This window comes from Haladaptatus sp. DYF46 (genome assembly GCF_021083305.1).
In the GTDB taxonomy this organism is placed as follows: Archaea; Halobacteriota; Halobacteria; order Halobacteriales; family Haladaptataceae; genus Haladaptatus.
Genome location: NZ_JAJFAY010000005.1, coordinates 78,212 through 104,800 on the forward strand (window position 1 = coordinate 78,212; position 26,589 = coordinate 104,800).

Sequence of the window (26,589 nt, forward strand, 5' to 3'; positions counted from 1 at the left end):
TCTAACCGAGTCATAGTTCGTTGATTGTACGATACGGATGGTTCAACCATATCCCGTGGCCACGTAGTGAAAGTGAAACCACCGCTTGGGAAGTCGCGCATCAGTTGTCATCGGGGAACTGGTACAGACGTTTTTGAGAGACTGGTCAAAACTCATTTTTTGAAATCAGTCATAGCCCGAAATGGTCGAGGTTCACTCGACCGCTACCGATCGAACCAGAGTCAGGACGGTTGACGTCCTTCGATTCGGTAGTTCGCTGTAAACCACCTTCACCATCGGTTTGGTGACCACCACACCACTACCGCAGCATCTCGAATTCCGGCCTATACGTGGGCATGACCCGTGTCATGCTTGCGAAGTAGACCTCCCTGGGTCGGGATTTTTGCCACCACCGCTCGAGAGATAACACTCGAATGCTAGCTATTAGTTCGTCTGGATATTGTCCATTCGATAATGGAGAATACCGCCTCAATTGCCAGAATAGATAATTCAGTTAACCCGATGTTTAATTTAGTTAAGTGACAATTATTGATTAAAGGAAAAGCTAAGTAGAAATCCGTACAGTAGTCGATATGAACGTATTAATCACCGGCGCAGGGGGTATCGTCGGGACGGCCATCACAGACCATCTCGGAGACGACGACCGCTATGAGTTCACGTTACTTGATATCGAATCCGTTGATGGCCCGGGTGAGGCCATTCGCGCCGACGTACGGGATTACGAGGAACTCCGACCACATTTCGATGGGCAGGATGCCGTTGTCCATCTGGCGCTGATTCCAGGGACAGGTGGGGCTAGCTCCCGTGAGTTGGGTTGGTCGCAGTCACTGGCAGATAATCTAGAGGGGATCAACAACGTCTATGAAGCGGCTGTCGACGCCGGCCTCGACACTCTCATCTTTGCGTCCTCGAACCACGCGGTCGGGATGGTAGAAGTTCGAAACGCTCCGGAAGTATATCATAGACAAGGTATCACTGCCGGTCACGACGAGCCCCACCGACCGGACTCCCGGTATGGGGTAACTAAGAGCTACGGCGAGGATCTTGGCCGATTGGCCGCGGAGGCTCACGACATTCAGTTTTACGGGTTACGTATCGGTGCTTGTCGGGATCCGGCGTACGATCATCCGTACGGTGACGCCGAACGGGGCGTTGAAAACGGGGACTTCGAGCGTGGGAGCGATGAATACGAAGAACAGGTTGCCCGGATGAAAGGACTGTGGCAATCGAGGAGGGATTTGGCACGACTGGTCGAGTGTTGTCTTCAGGACGACTCGGTGGAGTGGGATCATTTCTACGGAGTGAGCAACAATCAACGTAGATGGCTCGATGATCTCGAATATGCCCACGAGACCATCGGGTATGCTCCCCAAGATAACGGTGAGGAGTGGGACGGGCCACCCGAGTAGTCGCGATGGTTCACATGCGCTACTCACAGCAGAAGGAAAAAACTCGAAGTCGGAGGTCAGCCCATCACCACGGTAGGAGAAATACATGGGGCAGATTGGAAGGTCATTTCTACAGGGGTTGAGAGTACGTTCGACGAATCCATACACCCCTCGTTTTCAGTGAAACGAGTGTCGATTCCTCACAGTATGGAAGTCGAATATCTGCCACTAGAGAGACCCCTCATTTTCAGTGAAAATAGAACTGCTAGCTGAACTCCAACTACTCTACTACTGAACCTCAACTACTCTACTAGTTTAACTAGTAAGTATAGTAAGTATCTATGGGTAGAGGGGATTTATGCGGCGAGTGTGGAAGATGGAAATCGACTGCAGTCACCGCATTTTTCACTGAAAACGTGGTGTCTGACGATACGGTTACTATCGCTCTTTTAAGTTAGCGTATTCTCATCGAATCGAGTAGCTACTCGCTCTGCTGATTTCACTGAAAGCGAGGGGTGTCTCTCGTCACTTTTAGACCACTGGTTGTCCATACTCATACGCTCTCGATACTCGTTCTACTCTTTTCACTGAAAACAGGGGGAGCGGTAGAACTAAGATGTTCCTTCTTGAAACGCTGTAATAACATGCCAAATGATCCTATCCCCACGCCGGATCCAGAAGATCTCACTGACGATCCTCTTACCAAGCGTAATGACTCTATTTTCGCGCGCCGTGAACTACTCCGAATTGGCCATGTTCCTGATAGCGACCGTATCGTCGGTCGTGATGCTGAAATCAAAGATATAGAAGAGTTGCTCCAACCCGGTGTTTTTGGTGATCCACCGGGAAATGCGATCGTATACGGAAAAACAGGGTCCGGTAAATCGCTCGTCTCCCGACACGTTACGGGACGTGTTCGAGCGATCGCCCAAACTAACGACGTCTCTCTCATTTCTGCCTATATCGATTGTGATCAAGCAAACACCATTACTCGCGTCGCTCGATCTCTTTCCCAACAGGCTGAATATCAATCTCCTCGCTCACTCGGTATTCCAGATAAGGGGATCGGATCGAGCGAGTACATGGATTACCTCTATACGCTCCTCGACGACGCTGATGTCCTCATTGCCATCATCGACGAGATCGACAAACTGGGTGACGATGAAATCTTATTCAAACTCTCTAGAGCCGAAGAGAGTGGTAAAACGGGTTGCTATATCGGCGTCGTTGCGATTAGCAACAAGATCGAGTATTACGAAAATCTCGACGAGCGTGTGAAGTCCAGTTTTCAAGACGACGAACTCGTTTTTCATCCATATGACGCCGGTCAAATTCGTGAAATTCTGAGTAAACGGCGAGATGCATTCCAACCGGATGTTCTCGAAGAGGGTGTTATCCCACGCGTAGCAGCGCTCGCCGCGCGTGAGCATGGTGACGCACGGAAAGCGATTGAGATCCTTTCGAGCGCAGGAAAGCTGGCGGCTCGAAACGGGGATTCCGGTGTGACGGAAGAGCATGTCGACGCAGCACAGGACTATGCGGAAATGTCTCGATTCCAAGAGCTAATTCGGGGATCAACTCCCCATTCGAAATATGTCCTGTTTGCACTCGCCTATCTCCAGAAATCCTCTCTGAAGCAAGCCTTTAGCACAGGCGAGATTTACCGTGTGTACGAAGACGTCTGTACGAGTGAAGGAACTGATCCCCTCAGTCACCAGCGGGTACTGGAATTATTGAAGGAATGGGCCTTTAGTGATGTCACTGAAAATCGGCATACTGGCGGTGGAAAGAGTGAAGGAAGCTACCGGGAACACTCTCTCTTGCGCGACTCGGATATGGTGCTCGATACTGTATTCGAACAGCCAAAGACCAAACAGAATATCGTCTCTGATCTTCAAAACAGTTGATCGGAATTTGAACGTTCGAGGATCTTGTTGATTATCCCTATCGACGACTCATATGGTCAGTGCTAGCTGCCGTTAGTATCCAATACTAACTTGGGAAATTTACGCTCTTCAAATGAGCATTGTCAAGAAATACGATATTGTCCGCTTGCAATGTGGACTGTGGAAGTGTATAGTGGCAACTTCGGCTTGCGTCTACTCTTCGTCGATACCCCGTGCGTCAAGGATTAACTGCGCCATCTCTTCGGGATTCTCCGCCGCTAATCGAACCATCGCATCGTGCACCTCACGGCTCGCGTGGTTTCGAACGCCTGCATCCCGCAATTGTCGTGTCATCTCTAGATCACGTGCATCCTCAAACTCCTGCCAGGAATCTTCTCGTGTGTAGATACTCCGTCGTAAATCCGGTGAAAACTCGAATGCAGGCGTCTTTCGTGGATCCTTTACCTCCTTCGATGTTTGCGATTCGTTAGATGTTTGAGGCTCGTTAGATTCGTGGGATTCGTTCGAATCGGACGAGCTGCTCGCAGTTGGTGTCTCCTCTGTTTCCTCGTTGATCGCATTTTCGAGATCGTCAAACGCCGTCATTCGTGCACCACCTCCCCATGCTCGACGATTTGAGCGAGTTCGTCGTAGGCTTCGAGCTGGTCGCAGGTCTCATCATAATCTCGGAGTGGAACACCTTCATCGTGCGCACGATCGATCGCCGCTCGGTGTCGAATCCCCGGCAGATTCCCGTTTTGTTTCCCTTGGTCGATCGCTTCCCAATCATCATCGGTTATTCGTGCATAGTTCGGTACGAGCTTCGATACACCATCCCGATTGTTGATCTCCTTGAGGAGTGAACGGTCGCGCGTGTCTTGGTCGATACGATCTTGTAAGTCTGTAGGTGTGATTGCGAGGATGTTCAACTCGAAGTACTGCCGTGCTTCTTGCACGAGTCGTTGAACGGTGCTCGAAAGTCCGCTTTCGTATCCGCTCTCTGCACGAAGGGGGATGATAATGTTCCCTGTTGCGTACATGGCGTTGTCGTTCAACTTCCCGCGATTTGCTGGACAGTCGACCACGATGTAGTCGTACTCGTCACCGAGCAGTGGTGTGATGAGGTTCTCCTTGAGTCGTGTCGTTCCCATTGTTGCCTCCTTTAGGCCACTCTGGACGTCTTCGAGTTGTACGTGGGCAGGGAAAATATCGAGTCCATGCGTAACTGTTTGAATATATCGAGTTGGTTCCTCACCGTCGATGAGAACGGCCTCGGCATGATTCTCTTCGGCACTGTACTGCTCTGTGAATCCGAGGTTTTGGCTCATGTGGCCGTTGTCGTCGAGGTCGACCACGAGAGCTGAGCCGTTTCGATGAGCTAACTCACGAGCGAGGTTAATCGCTGTCGTTGTTTTCCCGAACCCGCCTTTAAGTACGCCGACAGAAACGGCGCGCGGTTCTCCGCTGTTGTGTTCCTCTTCCATGATTGATCCTCCTGCACTCTGCGAACTTCACGAACTATGAGATTCGAACGAATCGCAGACATCCTCCGAATCTCGAAGTTCGTAAACCTCGCAAGCGCCTCTGATCCAATTATCTCACGACGATTGTATAAACGTTACGAGCGAACTGTGAGAATTGTGCGAATCATACGATTCGTACGAATCGTACGAACTGCAAGCATCGTGAAACTCGATCGAACCTCAAACAATGTACGAAGTCTACCGTACGTGACGCGTTTCGTCGGTCAAAGGGCTAAAAAACAGATCGGAAATAGCGTACTCTACGATTCTCACGAATCGTGAACATCCTGAGAATCTCGAAGTTCGCAAACCTCGAATGCGCCAATACTCCAATTAATTCTCCGACTTCTCTAACTGTCGTGTGCTAACCATACGAATTTAATGAATCGTAAACATCGCACGAACTTCTAACATCGCAAACGACGTTGTACCAAAACTCATCCTGGAAATGTAGCGGTAACGCAGAGGCATCGTCCAAATAGATACTAATTCGCAAGTAGCGATAGTTGTGTCACAACGATGACTGTCCACATGTCCAGTTCCTGCTGTAGCCACTCCGTGGATTCTGCGAGTGGTTGAGCGACGTGGAGATATTTGACGCCACCATTGGAAACGGCCGAGGATACCGAGCGACTGACTTCTGTTCGTAAAACGGTTGCAGTTGCTTCCCGATCTACTCTGATCACGGTCAAGAATTCAGCGATTGGCTGTACGGCCGAGCGAGTACAGCCATCTATATACTATATGGCGCTATATTGTTTCCACAGGTCGTGGCTCTCGCAATCTCGAAAGGGAGCGGGCTGCTTGCCCATGGTTCAGTGTGAACCAGTGTGGTTCCGGTGATACAGACAGAGCAAGTCTCTCACAAACGAGATTCGCTGTCGGTGGGGATCCGCATTACTAATTTTGTATCAAGTTCGTCCTGTGATGCCACCGATTCCGACAATACTGCTGCTATAATTGTCATTAGGATCGGTGGCGATGTCGAGTTGAATGTGTTCTTGTCTCCTTATCGGCTACTCCCATGTCCATTCATCGATTCCTTCAAGGCTTTCTGGGATATAGAATCGCTATCCTACTGAGGAATTACCGACTATTGGAATGTCAGGTTATGTATCTGAATACTAATGTCGAATATACCCCTGTTTACACAATCAACCAACGACTCCGTACTGTGATTCATTTGCGCTGATTACCTCCGTATCGCTGGCAGTCGTCAGGATGTGCATTTTTCAATTCTCTTCTGCACTGAAAAACCAGACGAGAAATCGGCTTATCGACTGATTATCTTTATTGTTTGTGATATCATTGAACGCTACCGAACGATATCCCATATCGATGGTCGATTTATTCAAAGTCAATCGTTCCTGAGATGGAGAACGGGGTATTTGGGATCTCATAAGCCAGTGAACATATCCTACGTGTCATGTAGTTCTGATTCAGATAAGAATTACATAGCTAACGATGTAATGCAGATTCGTTATCCGATCCGATCTTGCGGAGTTCACTTGAAGTCGTATTCGAGTATCATCGACAATATTACAGTACTCCTCTATCATTTTCTATAATGGAGAATCATAATGATTGGGGGATTTTGCCATGAATCCTCTTCTCATACGTTAAAACGCCCGATTTCAGCCATATTCATCCGCTACAATGATAGAACGGCGTCCCAATGCAGTCGTTTCGGAAGCGCATAACCGATATCGATCCGTTATCGACGAATCGCTGACTGGCACTCTATACCTCAAATCCGCAATCTTCTGGGTTGATCGATCACAAACTTTATCGTCTAATTTGGATCACTCAGATGTGATTCGTGACCAATGAAAGCGATCACTAGCGTCTTTACCGGAACTGGTCCGGACCCCGGGACGCAAAACAACCAAGGAATCGCGATGACGTACCGCCACGCCAGCGCGTACGAGCAAGCAGAAGTGGACCTTGTCGCCTGTGCGGGCATCGGACCGAAAGCCGACGACGCCGCTCGACGCCATCCGGACGCGTGGCGAAGAGCAAGGTTTCGACGTTGACACATCCCAAATTGCATTTTACGACCGCGATATGAACCTCGGGGTCGAGTCGGGACCGTACGAACTCCGCGTCGGTCGTTCGGCGAACGGCATCGTCGATTCGGCGGAGTTCGAGGTAACCGCGACGAAGGACGTGCCAGCGAACGGCCGGACGTACTTCTCGAAGACACGAACTACGCCCGTCGAGTAGAAAGATATGGTGATTCGGGTGACTTCTCGCGGACGGAGTGGGACTGCGACAAACCTTTCACCCGTTCAGACGGTGACCGTACCGTTGACGAGTTGGCCGATGTCGTCGATGTCGATAATGACATCATCGCCCTCGCTCAGAGTGAATGACTCGGGTGGAACGAGGGCAGTCCCCGTGAGCAGAACTACCGTCTCGGGGAGACTGTTGTGACGTTCGAGATACGAGACGAGTTCCTCGCATGTGGTCGCCATCTCGCTCGTGGATGTCGAGTCCTCATACATTATCTCGCCGTTGCGTTCGATGGTCAACGACATTTCGAGGTCGTGTGGGTTTCCGACCGTTTCCTCGGTCGCAACACATGGTCCGATGGAACAACAGCGGTCGTACACCTTCGCTTGCGGGAGGAACAGCGGATTTTCCCCCTCGATGTCGCGACTGGAAACGTCGTTGCCGATGGTATACCCGACGATGTTGCCGTGGTGAAGGACGACTCCGAGTTCCGGTTCAGGGACGTTCCACTCCGAATCGCCCCGTACGCCGATGTCCTCCGAGGGACCGACCGTTCGCGAGGGGGTTGCTTTCAGGAACAGCTCTGGGCGTTCGCTGTCGTACACGTCGATATACACCTCGGGTTTCCCGCTCTCCGCTTTGCGCGCCTCCTCGCTGATTTGATACGTGACGCCGGCCGCCCATACTTCGTCGGCGATGACGGGTTGGAGGACATCGTCACCGAGGGTGTGGGGGTCGATATGGTCGGCGTCGTTGAGGCGTTTTCGGGCGATAGCGTCGATGGTTTCGTTACTCGCGTTTGCCGTCCGAGCGAGGGCCGTAAACGACCCGAGATCGGGTGACGCTGAACGCAAGTCGTATGCGGTTCCGTCGGCATCCAATGCAACGAGCGAACTCATCGCTGAACGCTCTCCACCGGGGAGTCGGTAATAGCGCATACTGAACGATTGCCGGATAGTGTTAAAAGAGTATCGTCGTGAAAAATAAACCGGCTGATGGTTTCGCCCCTTTCGGTCGAGATGTGTGCCGGACGGTGTATCCGATATCGTCGGATCAAATACTCCCCAAAGTCGCCCGATCATTACAAGGTTAGGACTGTAACCAAATCGCTAGCGAGTGCCCGCCTTCCCTCCCTTTTATTCATCATCTATAAGAATGTACGGATCCGATATTGTCGGATTCCAACTGTCGATGGCTACTACGAGGGCGTATGAAACGTGGAGATTCCTTTCTTCATCGCGCGTCCGTATATCCTCGTCATGCATCCACGTATTTGGAAAATCCGGCGAATTCACTCCGACTACGTCGGAACGACGTATTCTCTTTCTCGATCCGCGGGTAGTCAGTACCCGGCCGATTGCTGTAACAGAGATTGCTGGTTGATCGAGTTCAGTTGGTGCTCTCGAGTGAAACGAATCGTCAGTCCCGCATGTGATGACAGGTATCATATCGGTCAATAACCGGTTAATTTATGCTCGGGCCAAGGAATATCATCGAAGTGTATGACAGACGCTCGCGTCACAGTTCACACTGCGGCGGTTATCGACCGTATCGCGCCCGAACTACACGGCCACTTCTCCGAACACCTCGGACGGTGTATCTACGACGGAATCTGGCACGGCGAAGCCGATGAGGAGGTCGGCTTCCGGGAGGATGTCGTCTCCCTGCTTTCCGATCTCGAAATACCCGTGCTTCGGTGGCCGGGCGGTTGTTTCGCCGACGACTACCACTGGGAGGACGGTATCGGCCCGCGAGAGGACCGTCCTCGTCGTCGAAATCTCTTCTGGGCGCAGGACACGGGCGAGCGCCCCGAGGAGTCCAACGCGTTCGGAACTGACGAGTTTCTCGAACTCTGTGAACACATCGATACGGAACCGTATCTCGCCGCGAACGTGGGCTCAGGAGATCCTCAGGAGGCGGTAGATTGGGTCGAATACTGTAACTACGACGGTGATACCGAACTCGCCGACCGGAGACGCGAGAACGGGCACGAAGAACCGTACGGCGTTCGGTACTGGGGACTCGGAAACGAGAACTGGGGCTGTGGCGGGCAGATGACGCCCGAACAGTACGCTCGGGAGTACCGTCGATACGCCACCTACGTCGGCAGCATGGACAAACTGATGCTCGATCACGACCTCGATCTCATCGCGTGTGGGTTCGAGAACCACGACTGGAACCGCAGATTCATGGAGGAGATCGGTAGCAGCAGTTGGGGTGTCGAGTTCCCCCTCGACCATCTCACGCTCCACCACTACTACGGACGCTCCTTTTCCGTCTCCGAGGCCGACGAGGACCAGTACGACCGGTTTCTCGTCGAAGCCCTCGAAATCGAGGACCACATCGAGCGCATTGCAGCGGCCATCAACGCGGTTGCGACCACCCGCGACATCGGCGTCATCATCGACGAATGGGGTTCGTGGCATCCCGAATCGGTCCCCGAAAGCGGACTCGAACAGCCTGGAACCGTCCTCGACGCGTTGTCTGCCGCCGCGGTTCTCGACGTGTTCAACGAGAACAGCGACGTCATGACGATGGCGAACATCGCCCAGACGGTCAACGTCCTCCAGTGTCTCGTCGAAACGGACGGCGACGATGCGTGGGCGCGACCGACGTACCGTGTCTTCGACCTCTATGCCAACCACAAAGGGAACGAAGCTGTCCGGACGTCCGTCGATGCGCCGTCGCGAGACCTCGATGAAACCAACCTCCCGCTGGTCAAAGCGTCCGCGTCGACGGACGACGACGGGGTCTTCATCACCGTCACGAACCTCGACTGCCGGGAGGCGCGCTCCGTCGAAATCGCCCTCGAAGGGATCCAAGACCCGAACCGGGTTGACGCCGAAGTCCTGTTCGCAGAACACGGCCCAAAGGTTGAGGTCACCGTGGACAACGCCGACGAGTTTGAAGCGACGGACCTCGACGTTTCGATCGAAGACGGCGTCCTGACGGCGGAACTGGCGGCGTCTACGGTCGCCGGGTTCTCCGTTCGATAATCCGCTCTCCGCGGGAACGCTCGACATCCCGCTCATCGCTCGTAGGCCGCCGTTTTCACAGCTTTCGAAGTATATTCCACAGAAAATCAACATCGTGCAAACAAATAATTGATTTGGTTGTTTAGGAAAGGTATATACATTATAGACGATGATGTTGCTATCTATGAGCGGGATACGTCTCGATGGCGTGAAGAAACAGTACGATGGCGGCATCGTCGCGGTGGACGGCTTCGACCTCGATATCCAAGACGGGGAGTTCATCACCATCGTCGGTCCGTCGGGGTCCGGAAAATCGACCGTCCTCCGAATGATCGCCGGATTGGAGAGCATCACGGACGGTTCGATCTCCATCGGTGGCCAGCAGATTAACGACGTGAAACCGCAAGACCGCGACATCGCGATGGTGTTCCAGAACTACGCGCTTTACCCCCACATGAGTGTCGAGAAGAACATGTCCTACGGGTTGAAACTCAACTCCGACAAGGCGGACGAAGCGATAGAAAATCGCGTGCGGGAAGCGGCGGAGATGATGGGAATAGAGGACCAGTTGGACAAGAAACCCAGCGAACTTTCCGGCGGGCAACAACAGCGCGTGGCGACCGGTCGCGCCATCGTCCGCGACCCGGCAGCATTCCTGATGGATGAACCGCTGTCGAACCTCGACGCGAAGCTTCGGTCGCACATGCGGACCGAACTGCAACGGATTCAGGAGGAACTCGAGACGACTACCGTTTACGTCACACACGACCAGGAAGAGGCGATGACGATGAGCGATCGGGTCGTCATCCTGAACCACGGTGAGGTACAACAGGTTGGAACGCCGCGAGAGGTGTTCACCGAACCGAAAAACACGTTCGTCGCCGAGTTCATCGGCAGTCCCTCCATGAACTTCTTCGACGTCCGCTTGGAGGATTCGACCCTCGTCGGCCGCGACGTCACCTATTCCGTCTCCCGTCCTCTCGCCGAACGAATTCTCGAACGAAGCACGAGCGACGACCTCATACTCGGCATCCGCCCCGAACACATGACGTTCGCCGAGACGACTCACGACAACGGAATCGACGCAGTTCTGGAAGTACGCGAACCCGTCGGCGATGACAACTACCTCTACCTACGAAGCGGGGACACCGAGTTCACGATGCGCGTTCTGGGGCAAGTGGAGTACGAGGAAGGTGATACGTTGCAGGTTTCCTTCGACGAATCGGATATACACGTCTTCGACAGAGCGACGGGTGAGAACGTTTTCGTCTATCAGGACGTCGTCAGCACCGCCCCCACTAGCGATACGAAACAGGACGCATAGGTTCGACGGTGATTGCAGGACGGTCCGTTTCTGACTCCTGTCCGAACTGGCGGGTGAATCTTGCCGCGTCTGACCCGAGGGTTGCTTTAGGGCCTCAATATAATATATAATCAAACAAAATTTTTAAAACAGTTCCCCTCGCTACTTGTTATCATGGCATCAACGAAGGGACCGAATAGTGCACTAACGAGACGGCAACTCCTCGGCGGTGTCGGCGCCACAAGCACCCTGGGGCTGGCCGGTTGTAGTTCCCGGAACATGATTCTGGGGAACTCAGCTAGCACCGCCGGGACGACGATACAATTCTGGACGCTCTTCAGCGGCGGCGACGGGGCGACGATGAAATCCATCGTGAACCGGTTCAACGACGAACGGCCCCTCGGAGACGTCCGAATAGATCGACAACGGATTCCATGGGATGATTACTACACGAAGTTGTACACTGCGCTCGTAGCCGACAAGGGACCGGATATCGCGATAATGCACCAGGCGTTGATGGGCAGATTTCAACGGATGCTCGTTCCGTACAACCGATACCTGAGTGACTCCGCCGCGGACAAGTACGTACCGACATTGTGGGAGCGAATGCGTTTCGACGGCGACCAGTTATCCCTCCCACTCGATGCGCATCCGGTCGGAATCTACTACAACCGATCGCTATTCGAGAAGGCTGGCCTCGATCCCGACTCACCGCCGAAGAACTTCCGAGAGTTCAAACGGGCGTGTGACACGATCACGAAGAAGACCGACGCACACGCGTTCGCACCGACCCCGTATCTCGACCCCATCGGTATGCTCCGAACGTTCGTCGCGTTCGACAAACAGCGCGGCGGTGAACTGTTCAACGACGACATGACCAAAGTGACCTTCGACGACGAGGCCGGAATGGGAACCGCCCAACTGCTCCACGATATAACCGGAAAGTACGGGTGGGACATCCCGAACACCTCGGAAAACAGAGCCGACATCGCGTTTCAGGATGATAAGCTAGCGATGACGATGAACGGGACGTGGTACGCGTCCGTATTGGAATCCATCGACGGATTCGACTGGAGCATGTTCAAACCGTTCGTCGCCCCGGGAAAGAAACGGGGCTTCACGGAATCGGGAAGCCACACGGTCATCCTCCCTCGAAACCCCCGTCGAGATGAGAAGAAGACGCGCGTCTCGGTCGAAGTCGCCGAGTGGATAACGCAGAAGAACCCGATATGGGGGACGCGGGCCGGGCACTTACCGGCCGCGACTGATGCATTGAACTCGGACGCGCTTCGAAACTCGCCACTATGGCCGAAGTCGCTATCGACGTTCTTCGAGATGGCCAGCGACGACCAGTTCGCCTACCTTCCCCGGACGCCGTTCAACGTCAACAACTCGTCGACGTGGAACTTCTTCCCGGACATTTACGCGCACAACTCATCGCCGAAGCAGGGCATGAACAGAGGCGTGAACTCCATCCAACGACTGATCAACGATGTCAATTAGAGATAAATTCGGAGATGAGGGGAGGAATCGGTTGCGTGAGAGTCTCGGACGGCGGGAGACGGTCGACGGTATCCTGTTTTCCCTCCCGTATCTCGCCTTCTTTTGTCTGTTCCTTCTGTACCCCCTGTTGGAAGGGTTGTACATGAGCCTCTTCGAGTGGGACCCGCTCTTTCCGTCACAGTCGCGGTTCGTCGGCCTCGGGAACTACGTTGCGATGTTTCAGGACCCGGCGTTCTGGAACGCGCTGTGGAACACGGTGTACTTCGTCGTCCTCACCGTTCCGACCATGGTCGTCCTAAGTCTGGCGCTGGCACTCGGTGTGAACAGGAAGGTGTTCGGACGGCGATACCTGCGGACGATCTACTTCAGTCCGTACATCCTCACCGTCTCCATCGTCGGAATCGTATGGTCGCTGTTCCTCGCGACCGGATTCGGCCCTGTCAACTACTACCTCGGATTCGTCATGGACAGCCCGCCCGATTGGCTCGGCTCCCCGACGTTGGCGATGCCGATACTCGCCCTCGTCACCGACTGGTGGCTCCTCGGGTTCAACTTCGTCATCCTGCTGGCCGCACGGCAGAACGTCCCGGAGCGACTGTACGAGGCGGCCAAACTCGACGGTGCGGGAACGTGGCGTGCCTTCCGGGACATCACGCTTCCCCAGATGCGAAACGCCATCGCGTTCGTCGTCATCATCCAGTTCATACAGCAGTTCCAAGTGTTCGGCCAACCCTACGTGATGACCAACGGTGGACCCAATAACGTGACGACGACGTTGGTCTTCTACCTCTACAACGCGGCCTTCAGCCAACAGCGGTTCGGATACGCTGCGGCGATAGGCTATCTCCTGTTCGCCATCCTCGTCGGCGTCTCGTACGTCAACTATCGATACATCGGAAGTGATTCAGCATGAGCAACTCGAACGTCGGTCTGACGAGCCGTATAGATTCCAGCATAACACTACGTACCGTCGCGGTTCACGCCGGATTGTACGGCGTCGCGTTCCTGTTCCTGCTGCCGTACATCTACATGATATCGCTATCGATCCAACCGGAACGATTTGCTATCAGTTCGACGCCCCATCTCATCCCGCCGGAGATCACGTTCGCCAACTACACCGAACTGCTCGATAGCTCGCTGATAATCCCGTGGGTCATCAACACCTTCATCGTCGCCACCGTCGCGACGGTACTCGTCCTCATCGTCGATTCGATGATCGCGTTCTCGCTCACGCGGTTGGACTGGCCCGGTCAATCGCTGCTGCTGAGCGTCATCGTCGCCAGTTTCCTCGTCCCGTTCTACGTGAATCTGGTTCCCTTGTTCACCATCGTGGCGGATTTGGGGCTCGTCAGCAGTTTGCTCGGCGTGATACTTCCCGCGGTGGCGAATCCGCTCGGGGTTTTCCTCCTCTATCAGTTCTTCCGTGATATCCCCGACGAGTACGACGAAGCCGCCCGGTTGGACGGGTTCTCGAACTTCCAGATTTACACCCGTATCATCCTCCCGATTTCGAAGCCGATACTGTCCGCACTGGCCATCTTCGTCTTCGTGTTCAACTGGAACCAGTTCGTGTGGCCGGTGGTCGTGCTTCAGAGCCAGAGTTCGTTTACCCTCCCGCTCGGTCTGGTCGTGCTCCGCGATACCTTCACGTTCCAACCGGGCCTCACCATGGCTTCAGGAGTCATCGCCGCGCTCCCGCTTTTCATCCTCTTCCTGTTGCTACAGGACCGAATCATCGAGGCGGTACAGTTCCAGGGGATGACCGGATGACTGCACCGCGAAAAAGCGCCGGTAGATATCGACGCTCGCTCCGGCGAACCGCCGGGTTTGTCTACCGACACAGCACGTGGCTCGTCGTGATCAGCGTTTGTTGGGTCCTCGCCTCACTCCCAGTCGTTACATCCGGGATCGCTACGCTCGGTGCATTCTCGGCGATCCGGTCACTACGAAACGACGACCGACCGCGGTGGGATACCGTCAGCGAATCGCTCCGCCGTCACGGATTCAACGTGACGGTGATGAGTTTCGTCCCGATGCTCCTCGCCGTGATGACGGTGCTGTATGCCGTGCAGTACGTCGAGACAGGAGGGATTCAGTACCTCCTCCTGTCGATTTCGGGTGTGTATCTGGCTACATTCCTCCTGCTCGTATCGTTGACGACCGTCGGCCGCCTCTCCGACGGCGACGGGTTCGTCGAGTCGGTCAGTGCAGGCTACGGGTGGGTCGTACGCAACCCGATGCTCTCGGTATCGAGCGCGTTGACGATGGCCGGTATCGTTCTCGTCGGCGTCGTTTCCGTCGTCGGACTCGTCATCATCGTCCCGGCCGTGGTGTTCAGTTTGCACCTCGAAGTCACCGACGACCGCACGCCGTCCGTTCGTGATGACAGCCGTCCAGTCGATGTAACGTTCGTCGCCGGGAACAACGATTAAATCGCGATACTGCGTGTATAGAAATCGATGACTGATTCAACACCACGCCCGGAGTATCCGCGCCCACAACTGCGACGCGATTCGTGGCACAATCTGAACGGTGAATGGGAATTCGAAATCGACCACGGAGCGAGCGGCCGTGCCCGAGACCTTCCGGACGCCGAATCGCTAGGGGAGACGATCACAGTCCCGTTCCCACCCGAAAGCGAACTCTCGGGCGTCGAACACACCGACTTCATGGACGCTGTGTGGTACCGACGGGAATTCGACGTCCCCCAGCGATTCCTCGACGGACGATTGCACCTGCGGTTCGGTGCAGTCGATTACGAGTCAGAGGTTTGGGTCAACGGAACGTCCGTCGGGACGCACCGTGGCGGCTACACTCCCTTTGCATTCGACGTCACCGATGCCGTCGAACCGGGGACGAACGTCGTGACGATCTGTGCCGAGGACGACGTTCGATCGACGCTCCAACCGGCAGGCAAACAGAGCCAAGAGTACGATTCACACGGGCCGAAGTACACGCGCGTAACGGGAATCTGGCAGACGGTGTGGCTAGAACCCGTTCCCGAGACGTACGTAGAGAACCTACGATTTCAACCCGATCCGGAGAACGATACGCTCCACGCGGAAGTCGAATTGAGCGGCGCGGCTCAAAGGGGAACCCTCACCGCCACTGCGACGTTCGATGACGACCCCGTCGGCGAGACGACGGTGGTGACGGATGGCACCTACGCTGCATTCACGCTCCCGATCGACGAGACACACCTCTGGACTCCCGAAAACCCGAACCTCTACGACCTGGCTGTCGAACTCGCGGTGGGTGGAGAACCCATCGATACTGTCGAGAGCTACTTCGGCCTCCGGTCGGTGACGCTCGGCGATAACTGCGTCTACCTCAACGGGAAACCGGTGTTCCAACGATTGGTACTCGACCAAGGATACTACCCCGACGGGGTTTACACCGCGCCCTCGGACGCCGCACTCCGGGAGGATATCGAGCGCTCACTGGAACTCGGATTCAACGGTGCTCGACTTCACGAGAAGGTGTTCGAACCACGCTACCTCTACCACGCCGACCGATTGGGATATCTGGTCTGGGACGAACACGCGAACTGGGGAATGGACCACGGTCGCACCGAGACGCTGGGACCGTTTCTCCAGGAATGGCTGGAGGTGATCCAACGCGATTACAACCACCCGGCGCTCGTCGGGTGGACGCCGTTCAACGAAACCCAATCGCACCAGGATGACGACCTCATTCGGACTGTGTACCGGACGACGAAGCGATTGGACCCCACGCGACCGGTCATCGACACGAGTGGTTGGTATCACGTCGAAACCGACCTCGTGGACGCTCACGACTACGAACAGGACCCAGATACCTTCCATGAAACCTACGGGAAAATCCAGGGGCCGGTCGAGCCAACCGGCCATAGTCACACCGAGTGGAGCGAGGAATTGAGTTACGTGAGCGAATACGGCGGTATCTGGTGGAACCCCGAGGCCGAGGACGGATGGGGATACGGCGACCGTCCCGAGGACGAGGCAGAGTTCTTCGCCCGCTATCGGGGGATGACCGAGACGCTACTCGAAAACGAGGCCATGTGGGCGTTCTGTTACACGCAGCTCTACGACGTGGAGCAGGAGACGAACGGGCTGTACACCTACGACCGGGAACCGAAGTTCGACCCCGAGCGACTTCGAGAAATCAACGAGCAGGTTGCCGCCTTCGAACGCGAGTCGTAGCTCCACACGGCTTTCATCCGTCGTTGGAACGTCGCACTCCCCGATTTGACGGAAGTGTATCCGAGACTCGATTGGACGTCCGTCATTCGAGCCGAACGGACCTCTAAGGGTGACGGTTTGCTGTGACTATATTCTCCCTACCGAGAACGGGCCATCTGGAGTAGCATGTACCAGTCGTCTACGGTTCGGTCTCTATCGACGGGATTCGCTTCGCGAAGGGTGATACGCAGCGTCGTTCCAAAACCGAGACCATCACGTCTGGATCGTTCGCTACGAGCGGAGTGGATTCTCATACCGTTCCCCCACGCTGAAGGCCGAGTTGATCCGGTTACAGGGATGCTTTTGGCGACGATTCGAACAGCATGTCCTCGAACATCCGGTGAAACGTGGCGGTATCGATCGATTCGATCACAGTCGTCCTGGCCTCCCCGTCCGTGACGTCGTCCTCGTCCACTAACGTGTATCCGCGAGTCAGGCCTTCTCGCTCGTCGACGTCGACGTGGTAGGTAGCGGCCGATTCGATGAGATCCGGTTCGATGAGCGTTGCCATCAGGCCCGCGTCCGGTTGCGTCGTCATGTCCCGCCCCTGTGACTCCTCGTTAAACTCGCGGACGGGAGTGGTTATCTCTGTAAAGAACGATGCAAGTTCGGTGTCGGGACCATCGTCTATTTCGGTCAGCAGGTCGGCATCGAATACGGTGTCTCGGACGGTGACACCCCAATCGAAGAGAACGACATCCAGATCGCGGATGACTCGCTTAGCGGCGTCAGGGTCGACCCAGAAGTTGAACTCCGCGGCGGGAGTGACGTTCCCGAGGCAGTTGACGTTTCCACCCATCACCCACACTTCGTCGAGTAATTCGTTCAGGTTCGGTTCTTTTTGCAGTGCGAGGGCGACGTTCGTCAGCGGCGCAATACAGGCGAGCGTGATTTCTCCCGGATTCTCCCGTGCCATCTCGACGATGTAGTCCGCACCGTGGCGGTCGCCGGAGGGGATTCCGGTATCCGGGAATAGGTCGCCGCCGAGTCCACCTTCCCCGTGAACGTAATCGGCGTATTCGTGCGTCTTCACAAGCGGCGATCGTGCACCTTCATACACGGTAACGTCTTCGGCGATGCCTACCATGTCCAGCGTGTACTTGGCATTTTCCACCATGTATTCGAATTCGACGTTTCCGGTACAGATGGTCACGCCTTCGATTTCGATGTCGTTGCTGGTTGCCGCGAGGAGAAGTGCTTGCGTGTCGTCGCCCGCCGTATCGGTATCGATAATCACCCGCCGCGTGTCTTCGTTCATGAAAACGAGTACGGGCAGCCATTTCAAGTAAGTTCTGACCCGGTTCGTCTCGGCCGACGACACGATATTCGCAACCGAATCGCGAGACCAGTGGGAAAATACCCCCGACAGGAATCGGCCTTGGTGCCTGTGATTCGTGATTTGTCACTTTGAAAGTCGTTAGTTCGTTGCAATCATGGGATGAGCGACGGCCCGATACTTCAGGACTCGATTATTGCTCGACAGTACCTCCTGCTCATCGGGAGATAGGGCACCAAACTCACAGTAGATCACCAATATATGATCATACTCATTTTCATACTCAGTATCTCGATAGTTGTTGGGGAAGTAATCGATATAAACGTCTTTTCCTGTCGCTCTCTTTCTCGCCCGACTTATAAAGATATTGGGGAATCAATCCCAAAGACATTATCACTGAAGAGAGCGAGATTTTCGGTATAGAGACCAGTGCGACGACCCAAATCTAGTGTTTTTGCGTTGTCTAACTCTAGTTGTTCCGATATCCACTCGATTGTCATGTCGATCTGTTTCCCGTTCTACTTGCCAGCGATTTCGGGATACAGATGATACTCAATCAGCTGATCAGATATACAACAATACATCAACATAACTGCTGTTCTTTTTCCAATGGTTCCGGTTTTTCACAAATCCTTTGACGTCGGCTATATCTATGGATATCGTTGTCTCCCATCTATCTGGGGTTTAAGTATCCTATCCTGACTTGGGTAGTATGAAAAACCTTTGAAGGAAGAGCTATCGGAGTCCCTGCTCGTGCTCGGCCACCGCGTCGAGAATCCGGCTGATGATGTCTACGGTGTCCACGTGCTAATCATCAATGACGAGCGCACCGACCGTACCATCTAGCACCTTGGATGCGACATGCGGATCGCTCGGACAAGAGCCGAATCAGTCCGGTATCCAAATTCTTTTCGTGAGGTCTAGCGATTGCGCTAACCATGCGAGTCACTATCATCGGAGCCACCGGACACATCGGCACCTACCTGGTGCCGCGACTGGTGCGGGCCGGCCACGAAGTCGTCGCAGTCAGCCGGGGAGAGCGCGATCCCTACCAAGACGATAGCGCGTGGACCGACGTCGAATCAGTCGAGCTCGACCGCGAAACTGCCGAGGAACGCGGCGAGTTCGGCGAGGCGATCGCGGCCACCGACCCGGATGCCGTTGTCGACCTGATCTGTTTTGAACCGGAGAGCGCCGAAGCGCTCGTCGCGTCGTTACGTGGGGAAGTCCAACACCTGCTGCACTGTGGGACGGTCTGGGTCCACGGTCCCAGCGACGTCGTTCCCACGATCGAGGACGCCCCGCGCACGCGCCGGCCGCTCGGTGAGTACGGACGAAAGAAAGCCGAGATCGAGGCATACCTGCTTGATGAGGCGCGCCGGAACGATTTCCCGGCGACCGTCCTCCACCCCGGACACATCGTGGGTCCCGGCTGGGAGCCCGTCAATCCGGCGGGCAACTTCGACGCTGATGTGTTCTCGCGACTCGCGCGAGGTGAAGAAGTCGCGCTCCCTAACTTCGGGCTCGAAACCGTCCATCACGTCCACGCCGATGACGTCGCACAGGGCTTCCAGCGTGCCCTAGAGAACTGGTCAGCGGCCGTTGGCGAAAGCTTCCACGTCGTCTCGCCGCGAGCGCTCACCCTCAGGGGCTACGCCGAGGCCGTCGCCGGGTGGTTCGGACGAAATGCCGACCTCACGTACCTGCCGTTCGACGAGTGGGCCGACCGATCTGAATACAGCGGAGAAGACGTCGAGATGACCGAGGAACACATCCGCTACAGCCCGAACGTGAGCATCGAGAAGGCACGCGAGAAACTCGGATACGAACCGCGATACACCTCGCTCGAAGCGACTCGTGAGGCGGTCGAGGCCTTGATCGAGGCCGGCGAAGTCGCTTCGAGCGAAGCAGTGGGAAGCACAGTCACAAGGGAGACTACCGAGTAAATAGCGACTTTTCGGAAGGGATTCGTCAACACACCAGCGTCCGAATCACGCAATAGAAGAACGCTATCTCGCTTGTACACTACGTAACGAGTAAAATGCTGACGAACACGAGCGTAAGAGATAATTTGTAGCACGGGCACTGATACGTACAATATGGCAGAACTTGATCCACAAGCAAAAGCCGTCCTCGAACGCGTCGATGAGAGCGTCCTTCCGTCTACACCGGGACTCTCTGTCGAAAGCGGGCGCACCTCCCTCGAAGAGTTCTTTACTACGGAGGAAATCGAACCGGTCGGAACAATCAGCGAGTTCAGTGTTCCCGGTCCTGCGTCTGATATTCCACTACGAGTCTACGTCCCCGATAGCGACGGTCCTCATCCTGCACTGCTGTATTATCACGGTGGGGGATGGGTGCGTGGGTCGCTCGACACACATGATGACGTCTGTCGAACACTTTGCAATAGTGCCGATTGCATCGTCGTTTCGGTCGATTACCGGCGCGCTCCCGAATCACCGTTCCCAGCTGCGGTCGAGGATGCCTACGCAGCCGCAAGATGGGTCATGCACCACGGCGCAGAAATCGGCGTCGATACCGATCATATCGCAGTCGGAGGTGATAGCGCCGGAGGGCAACTCACTGCATCCGTGACATTACTTGCACGAGACGAAAGCACTGGTTTTATAGGAAGTTCTGAAAATCCAGATACAGGACTCGAACTCGACCACCAAGTGCTCATTTATCCTGCTGTCGCGTCTCCACTCGTACACACGTTCGACAGTTACGAGGAAAACGGTCACGGTTACTTTCTCGAACACGAGAGTATGCAGTGGTACTACGACCAGTACCTGTCCCATTTCACCGACGCTCGCAACGAGTATGCAGCACCACTGCTTGCCGACGACTTTACCGAGTTGCCATCTGCAACGGTCCTTACATGTGGATTTGATCCACTCCACGACGAAGGCGTAGCATACGCTGATCGACTAGAAACCGCTGGAGTTTCCGTTATGCATCGTGAATACGAGCGTCAAATTCATGGCTTCATCAATTTAATCGACGACATTGACGCTGCATCAGACGCACTTGCAGCGATTGCATCGGACTTACGAGATTCATTTGCATCCAGATAGCCAATATGGGGTCGCTATCGGTACTGATAAAAACAACACGTTTGTAGGATGCCTACAGGTATCGAATTGGGTGTGTAGTTCAGTCTGGCAGAACGCACGGTGTGTGCTCAGTAGTGGGAAAACGTGAAACCATGGTAGTACCCAAGCGACGTACCGTAGAACCGGGCAGCCCGGGGTTCAAATCCTCGTACACCCACTCTGTCCCCATTAAACCGCCATCAAGACAGCAATTAAGTAATTACAGCAGGCCAATCACTAGCCAATAATTATTATGAATTGGGTATCGAACCCTCCACTCTGGAGGAACGAAAATGGTCACGTTTGAATCGCCGATCAAGCAGTACCAGACGTCGGCGACAGGTGAACTTCTCTATGAATGTGTTCTCTGTGGAGAAATAACTTCAGCGGCAGATTCATATCTCGTTTGTCCCGAGTGTGGAGGGAAAATCGAGCGGATTAAGCTTGTAGATTGTCGGTAGTATCCTGTTTTAGAGACGACAAACCATTCCACCGTTTAGTATTTCTACTCGTTCCGAGTACCGCCAGTGCGTCCATATCCCATCAGCGTAATTAAGGGTTAGAACGGGCAATAAGGCGTGGCTCGCGGTCTCAACTCACTATCTTCTGGCCGATAATCGATGACTCCCACTCGTGGCAGTCGAGGATGTTACGATCGAGATCGTGCCGAAGTGATTCACGATTTCGAGCCAGCAGTCAGCGGTCTCCCGACAAGGGTCTGTCAGGAATGGTGTGCCGGATATAGAGGGTGTATTCAACGGATGTTCTCCGATCAGCGAACGTGTATTGTTCGCGCTGAAATCAGGTGGTTTGGAGGTCGACCGCTTTTGATCGAAGGCAGCGAACGTTCATATGACTCCAATCAAACCGACATATCCTATCAAGCGTGGACGAATTCGACACGATACGGTCGCTCAGCTCGGCAGATCCTCCGGGGAAAACGACGGGTAGAGTATCGCGTGCGCGGACTCGCATGCCTCAACCCGAATCGGTTTGACCTCCTGATACGCGGGATCGTCGTACCACGCTTGAGCGTCTTCGAGCGATGGGAACTCTGTGACGACGCTCATGCCGTGGTCCCATTCTCCCTCGATGACCGCAGGGTCAGGATGACCGACGATCACCTCTCCGTCGTGGTCCTCGATCGTTTCGGCTGCGACCGGAAGATAGTCGTTCAGGTAGCTCTCCCAGTCGGTAATTTCCTCCAGGAAGAGCGCGTAACCCTTCCGTGAGCTGTCTGTGTCTGTGGACATTTCGACAATACTAATGCCGCGTATAGTAATAGATGCTACCAACCTACACACTCTCTATTCCTTACTGACTGCTATCGGTCGCGCGCAGATACTCGTCGAGCTTTTCCGCGATCGCCGTCGCGAACTCCTCGTCGTTGATGGCGGCATCGACTTCGACCAACTCCACGTCCTCCCCGAGGTGTTCCCGCAGGGCGTCGAACAACTTCGAATCCGCCTCCGGGTCGTGGAAACCTTCACTCTCGACGTCGATGAGCGAGATTCCACCGAGCGGGAGAAACAGCGCGGTTGGCCCCGTGGATGCGTTCAGTTTCTTCGCGATGATTTCGCCGAGCTCGGCGTTCTCCGCGGGTGTCGTTCGCATCAACGTCACCTGTGGATTGTGAATGTGGAACGTCCGCCCCTCGAACCTCTCCGGCACGGACTCCCGCGGACCGAAGTTGACCATATCGAGCGCACCCGGCGAGACGACTTGTGGAATTCCCATCTCCGCGGCCGCATCGAGCCGTGTTTCCCCAGCACTCAGCACACCACCGACGAGTTCGTCGGCCCATTCGGTTGTCGTAACGTCGAGCACACCGTCGACGACGCCCTGCCTGACGAGCTGTTCCATCGCGCGGCCACCGGTTCCGGTCGCGTGGAAGACTATCGTCTCGTATCCGTTTGATTCCAGATACTCGCGTGCCGCATGCACGCAGGGAGTCGTCACCCCGAACATCGTGATGGCGATCGTCGGCTTTTCCGTGATCGAGATATCGGGTTCGTTGGCTACCATACCGACCATCGCGAGCGCCGCGTTGGAGATGACGCGGCGGGAGAGCTGATTGAGTCCTTCGATGTCGGCGACCGAGTACAGCATCATCACGTCTTTCGCGCCGACATATGGTTCCGTGTCACCGGAGGCCATCGTCGAGACCATCAGTTTCGGAACCCCGACGGGCAGTGCGCGCATCGCTGTGGTCGCGATAGAAGTGTTGCCTGACCCGCCGAGTCCCACGATACCATCGAGAACGCCCTCGTCGTGAAGTCGAGACGCAACGACGGCGCTGCCGTCGCCCATCGTCTCCATGGCGCTCCCACGGTCGGCTTCCTCCCGAAGTCGTTCGAGGCTGGTACCACCCGCCTCGGCAACATCGTGTGCCGACGTATCCGGTTCGATGTCGGGGTCGTTCAGTACCCCAACGTCGATCAGGTGGACATCGATATCGTGTGCTTCGATGATTTCTCGGGCGAAATCCAGTTCTTCCCCTTTGGTGTCTAGCGTCCCGATGAGTACGACTGCCATGCTAGAACTGGATCTCTTTGAAGTCCCGAGCTTGGTTCTGAATCGCTTCTTCCGTCGGCAAGCGCTCGAGGCTCGAGGCACCGAAGAAGCCGACGACGCCGTCTGTATTGTTGAGCACGTACTCGGCGTCGTCCGGCCACGCTATCGGACCGCCGTGACAGATGACCATGACCTCATCGTTGACCGCTTTTGCAGCATCGTGATGGGCCTGCACACGCTCCGCCGCATCGTCCAAATCCAGTGCCGTCTCCGCACCGATGTCGCCGGAAGTAGTGAGCCCCATGTGCGACACGATGACGTCGGCACCTACCTCGGTCATCTCGCGAGCGTGCTCTTCGGTGAACACGTACGGGCATGTCAGCATCTCCTGTTCGGCCGCCTCTTGGATCATGTCTACCTCCTTGTCGTAGCCCATCCCCGTTTCCTCTATGTTCTGCCGGAATTGACTTCCTTCGTCGATAAGCCCAACCGTCGGGAAGTTTTGGACGCCAGAGAACCCACGGCGTTTCAGATCGTCGATGAAGACGTCCATTTGGCGGAATGGGTCGGTTCCGTTGACCCCTGCAAGGACTGGCGTGTCTTCGACGACCGGCAAGACTTCGTGTCCCATCTCGACGACGATTTCATTGGCGTCGCCGTACGGGAGCAATCCAGCGAGGGAGCCTCGACCGTTCATCCGGTACCGCCCCGAGTTGTAGATGATGAGCATATCGACGCCGCCTCGCTCCGCGAACTTCGCCGAGATACCGGTTCCCGCACCGGCTCCGATGATAGGTTCGCCGCTGGCTATCGTTTCTTCGAGTCGCGCGAGCGACTCCTCACGTGTATATTTCATGTACCGCATCCATCTACAGCGAGAACCATAATCAATATTCACAAGAAGTGTAATTAGATCGATACGAGACACTCACAGTCGCAGTCCCCCCGATTCGTCGCACCGATGGGTTCGTCGACCTGCTTTCCGACCGAGATCCGCGATACAACTATGATCGTATACGTCGAGGGATTCGTGGGACAATGGCAGACGAGAATTTCGTTAGCAGCGAAGACGTATCGACTCAGCTGTTTGATTGGGGAACGCTCAAATGGATGGCCACACCCGACGTTAACGGCTCCGAGCGATTCAGCGCCGGTGTCGTTCAACTCGCGCCCGGAAAAGGCCACGAGTTACATACACATCCGGATAGCGATGAGATACTGTACGTTATCAGCGGGGAAGGAGAACAGACTGTCGAGGACGAAACGCGCGAGGTCGGACCCGGTGAAATGATATTCGTCCCTGCTGGAACCGAGCACGGAACGATAAACACCGGTTGGCAACCGCTCCAATTACTGGCGGTGTACTCACCACCCGGTCCAGAAGACGTCTTGGCCGATCTCCCGGAATGCGAAATCGTGCCTGCTGGAGAGATACCAAATCGGGACAGCTAACAGCCTCGTATATCCCCTCCGTTTTCACCCCTCGAACAGGGCGCACCGGGAACGGTCGCTTGGACACCACTACTGGGGAGATCGATCAGCAACCGTCGGATAGAGGACAAATACTTGAACGTCCTCGAGCATACGAAACAAACGCGGGAGAACGGAGGGCGCTGATTACAGCATTGTAATCACGGGGGTTCGCAGAACCCCCACTTGGATCAAAAGTACAACGGTGTAATCGAGCTTCTATTTCAGCAGGAGCGTCGCCGACTACGTCGTCGCTGATCTCGTAGAGTCATCAAGGCGACTCTCCGGCGTCACTTGGATCATCGTTATCCTCGGGTCTGGCACTGTAGACACACCCAGTGAGGAATTCCTGCAGTCTCGCGGTGAATAATTCGGGGTTGTCGAGGTTCGATGCATGCCCACTTCCCGGGACGACGTGAACCGTGGGGTCGGTGCTCGTGAGTTGCCTGACCAGTTGTCCGGTGATTTCCTCGTTGGCCATCGGGAGATGCTCGCCATGGAGAATAAGCGTCGGCGCAGTGACCCGCGAGAGATCGATACTGTCCTTCGGAAACCGTGCAGTCGCATCAGCAATTTTGACGAACTCGGCATGGGGAATCGTCGGTGACTCGTCGACGATCCGTTGAATGGTCACCTCGTCACCTGAGACTCCGGGAAGGAGCCAGTTGCCGACCCGAAGTTGCCACCGATTGAGGGTTTTGTAGTTGATCAGCCGGTCGAGCCGTGCGAGGAATCGAATGTTCGCCAACGCGAGTCGCCCGGTCAGGGGCAACGGACCGGGAGGAAACGTATCAGCAAGGACGAGTCCCGCTACCCTCTCGGGATGAGCAGCAGCGAATGCCTGTGCGATGGCGCCACCCATCGAGAGGCCACAGACGACCGTCCGGTCAATATCAAGTTCGTCCAAGAGCACAGCAAGATCTGATGCGAAGAGGTCGATGGAATACGGATTTCTGTCTGCGCCACCGGTACGTCCGTGACCACGGACGTCGTAGGCGATGGTCGTGAACACATCATCAAGCGCACCCAGCTGGGGCTCCCACATGGTGGCGGTCATGATCATGCCGTGAATGAAGACGACCGGGGGTCCGTCACCACGCCTCTCGTAGTAGGTTTCGATGTCGTTGGTACGAACGGTTGGCACTTGATGGAATACATGGCGCTGATTAGATGAAAGTACCGCAGCGAGCCGGGGCGAGAAAGA

Annotated in this window: 22 protein-coding genes and 1 tRNA gene; 15 read left to right on the forward strand and 8 right to left on the reverse strand. The window is 55.2% G+C overall.

Annotated elements, in window-relative coordinates:
• Nucleotides 1–572: 572 nt before the first annotated feature.
• Nucleotides 573–1,409 carry an NAD(P)-dependent oxidoreductase gene (locus LJF34_RS20530; protein ID WP_231187366.1) on the forward strand — a complete coding sequence of 279 codons (837 nt, stop codon included), beginning with the start codon at nucleotides 573–575 and terminating at the stop codon, nucleotides 1,407–1,409.
• A 623-nt stretch (nucleotides 1,410–2,032) separates the two neighbouring features.
• Nucleotides 2,033–3,295: an orc1/cdc6 family replication initiation protein gene (locus LJF34_RS20535; RefSeq protein WP_231187368.1), complete on the forward strand. Its 1,263-nt coding sequence runs from the start codon at nucleotides 2,033–2,035 to the stop codon at nucleotides 3,293–3,295.
• Nucleotides 3,296–3,487: 192 nt separating this feature from the next.
• Here LJF34_RS20535 and LJF34_RS20540 read toward each other — a convergent pair whose 3' ends face one another.
• Together LJF34_RS20540 and LJF34_RS20545 are read right to left on the reverse strand one after the other, a co-directional pair.
• A complete protein-coding gene (locus tag LJF34_RS20540) occupies nucleotides 3,488–3,880 on the reverse strand; it encodes a hypothetical protein (protein WP_231187370.1) in 393 nt (130 codons plus the stop codon).
• Nucleotides 3,877–4,758 (reverse strand): ParA family protein, encoded by an 882-nt coding sequence (locus LJF34_RS20545; RefSeq protein ID WP_231187372.1) that lies wholly within the window; start codon nucleotides 4,756–4,758, stop codon nucleotides 3,877–3,879. Before LJF34_RS20545 ends, LJF34_RS20540 begins: the two co-directional genes overlap by 4 nt.
• 1,865 nt (nucleotides 4,759–6,623) lie before the next feature.
• On the opposite strand from LJF34_RS20545, the gene LJF34_RS20550 reads away from it, so the two are divergent.
• Together LJF34_RS20550 and LJF34_RS20555 are read left to right on the forward strand one after the other, a co-directional pair.
• Complete coding sequence (locus LJF34_RS20550; RefSeq protein ID WP_231187374.1) at nucleotides 6,624–6,830, forward strand: hypothetical protein; 207 nt, start codon at nucleotides 6,624–6,626, stop codon at nucleotides 6,828–6,830.
• A 31-nt stretch (nucleotides 6,831–6,861) separates the two neighbouring features.
• Nucleotides 6,862–7,020: a hypothetical protein gene (locus tag LJF34_RS20555; RefSeq protein WP_231187376.1), complete on the forward strand. Its 159-nt coding sequence runs from the start codon at nucleotides 6,862–6,864 to the stop codon at nucleotides 7,018–7,020.
• A gap of 65 nt (nucleotides 7,021–7,085) precedes the next feature.
• On the opposite strand, the gene LJF34_RS20560 is transcribed toward LJF34_RS20555, so the two are convergent.
• Nucleotides 7,086–7,928: a fumarylacetoacetate hydrolase family protein gene (locus LJF34_RS20560; protein WP_231187378.1), complete on the reverse strand. Its 843-nt coding sequence runs from the start codon at nucleotides 7,926–7,928 to the stop codon at nucleotides 7,086–7,088.
• A gap of 603 nt (nucleotides 7,929–8,531) precedes the next feature.
• Here LJF34_RS20560 and LJF34_RS20565 point away from each other — a divergent pair.
• The 7 genes from LJF34_RS20565 (at nucleotide 8,532) to LJF34_RS20595 (ending at nucleotide 16,991) form a co-directional block, all read left to right on the forward strand.
• Nucleotides 8,532–10,025, forward strand: coding sequence for an alpha-L-arabinofuranosidase C-terminal domain-containing protein (locus LJF34_RS20565; RefSeq protein WP_231187380.1), 1,494 nt, complete (start codon nucleotides 8,532–8,534; stop codon nucleotides 10,023–10,025).
• A gap of 163 nt (nucleotides 10,026–10,188) precedes the next feature.
• Entirely contained in the window at nucleotides 10,189–11,328 is a 1,140-nt protein-coding gene (ugpC, locus tag LJF34_RS20570) for a sn-glycerol-3-phosphate ABC transporter ATP-binding protein UgpC (RefSeq protein ID WP_231187382.1), read from the forward strand.
• 153 nt (nucleotides 11,329–11,481) lie between these two features.
• On the forward strand, nucleotides 11,482–12,810 hold the full coding sequence (locus LJF34_RS20575; RefSeq protein WP_231187384.1) for an extracellular solute-binding protein: 1,329 nt from the start codon (nucleotides 11,482–11,484) through the stop codon (nucleotides 12,808–12,810).
• 31 nt (nucleotides 12,811–12,841) lie between these two features.
• Entirely contained in the window at nucleotides 12,842–13,723 is an 882-nt protein-coding gene (locus tag LJF34_RS20580) for a sugar ABC transporter permease (RefSeq protein ID WP_231187386.1), read from the forward strand.
• The gene (locus LJF34_RS20585) at nucleotides 13,720–14,580 is read left to right on the forward strand and encodes a carbohydrate ABC transporter permease (protein WP_231187388.1); all 861 of its coding nucleotides are present in this window, start codon (nucleotides 13,720–13,722) and stop codon (nucleotides 14,578–14,580) included. The genes LJF34_RS20580 and LJF34_RS20585 overlap by 4 nt, the downstream gene beginning before the upstream one ends.
• On the forward strand, nucleotides 14,577–15,242 hold the full coding sequence (locus LJF34_RS20590) for a hypothetical protein (protein WP_231187390.1): 666 nt from the start codon (nucleotides 14,577–14,579) through the stop codon (nucleotides 15,240–15,242). Before LJF34_RS20585 ends, LJF34_RS20590 begins: the two co-directional genes overlap by 4 nt.
• Nucleotides 15,243–15,269: 27 nt before the next feature.
• Entirely contained in the window at nucleotides 15,270–16,991 is a 1,722-nt protein-coding gene (locus LJF34_RS20595) for a sugar-binding domain-containing protein (RefSeq protein WP_231187392.1), read from the forward strand.
• Between the two features lie 328 nt (nucleotides 16,992–17,319).
• Here the strand turns inward: LJF34_RS20595 and LJF34_RS20600 are convergent, their stop codons facing one another.
• Nucleotides 17,320–18,288: a nucleoside hydrolase gene (locus LJF34_RS20600; protein ID WP_231187394.1), complete on the reverse strand. Its 969-nt coding sequence runs from the start codon at nucleotides 18,286–18,288 to the stop codon at nucleotides 17,320–17,322.
• A gap of 956 nt (nucleotides 18,289–19,244) precedes the next feature.
• Here LJF34_RS20600 and LJF34_RS20605 point away from each other — a divergent pair.
• The 3 genes from LJF34_RS20605 to LJF34_RS20615 all read left to right on the forward strand — a co-directional run bounded on the left by LJF34_RS20605 (nucleotide 19,245) and on the right by LJF34_RS20615 (nucleotide 21,579).
• The gene (locus LJF34_RS20605) at nucleotides 19,245–20,252 is read left to right on the forward strand and encodes an NAD-dependent epimerase/dehydratase family protein (protein ID WP_231187396.1); all 1,008 of its coding nucleotides are present in this window, start codon (nucleotides 19,245–19,247) and stop codon (nucleotides 20,250–20,252) included.
• Between the two features lie 153 nt (nucleotides 20,253–20,405).
• Nucleotides 20,406–21,383, forward strand: coding sequence for an alpha/beta hydrolase (locus LJF34_RS20610; protein ID WP_231187398.1), 978 nt, complete (start codon nucleotides 20,406–20,408; stop codon nucleotides 21,381–21,383).
• A gap of 68 nt (nucleotides 21,384–21,451) precedes the next feature.
• Nucleotides 21,452–21,579 (forward strand) — tRNA-Thr (locus LJF34_RS20615).
• A gap of 736 nt (nucleotides 21,580–22,315) precedes the next feature.
• Here LJF34_RS20615 and LJF34_RS20620 read toward each other — a convergent pair.
• From LJF34_RS20620 to LJF34_RS20630, 3 genes are all read right to left on the reverse strand, one after another.
• Entirely contained in the window at nucleotides 22,316–22,654 is a 339-nt protein-coding gene (locus tag LJF34_RS20620; protein WP_231187400.1) for a DUF1330 domain-containing protein, read from the reverse strand.
• Nucleotides 22,655–22,715: 61 nt separating this feature from the next.
• The gene (locus LJF34_RS20625; protein ID WP_231187402.1) at nucleotides 22,716–23,936 is read right to left on the reverse strand and encodes a Tm-1-like ATP-binding domain-containing protein; all 1,221 of its coding nucleotides are present in this window, start codon (nucleotides 23,934–23,936) and stop codon (nucleotides 22,716–22,718) included.
• A gap of 1 nt (nucleotide 23,937) precedes the next feature.
• The gene (locus tag LJF34_RS20630) at nucleotides 23,938–24,771 is read right to left on the reverse strand and encodes a phosphoenolpyruvate hydrolase family protein (RefSeq protein WP_231187404.1); all 834 of its coding nucleotides are present in this window, start codon (nucleotides 24,769–24,771) and stop codon (nucleotides 23,938–23,940) included.
• 182 nt (nucleotides 24,772–24,953) lie between these two features.
• Between LJF34_RS20630 and LJF34_RS20635 the strand changes: the two genes are divergently transcribed.
• On the forward strand, nucleotides 24,954–25,367 hold the full coding sequence (locus LJF34_RS20635; protein WP_231187406.1) for a cupin domain-containing protein: 414 nt from the start codon (nucleotides 24,954–24,956) through the stop codon (nucleotides 25,365–25,367).
• A 289-nt stretch (nucleotides 25,368–25,656) separates the two neighbouring features.
• Here the strand turns inward: LJF34_RS20635 and LJF34_RS20640 are convergent, their stop codons facing one another.
• Nucleotides 25,657–26,529, reverse strand: a complete 873-nt coding sequence (locus LJF34_RS20640) for an alpha/beta hydrolase (protein WP_231187408.1) — start codon at nucleotides 26,527–26,529, stop codon at nucleotides 25,657–25,659.
• Nucleotides 26,530–26,589 lie beyond the last annotated feature (60 nt).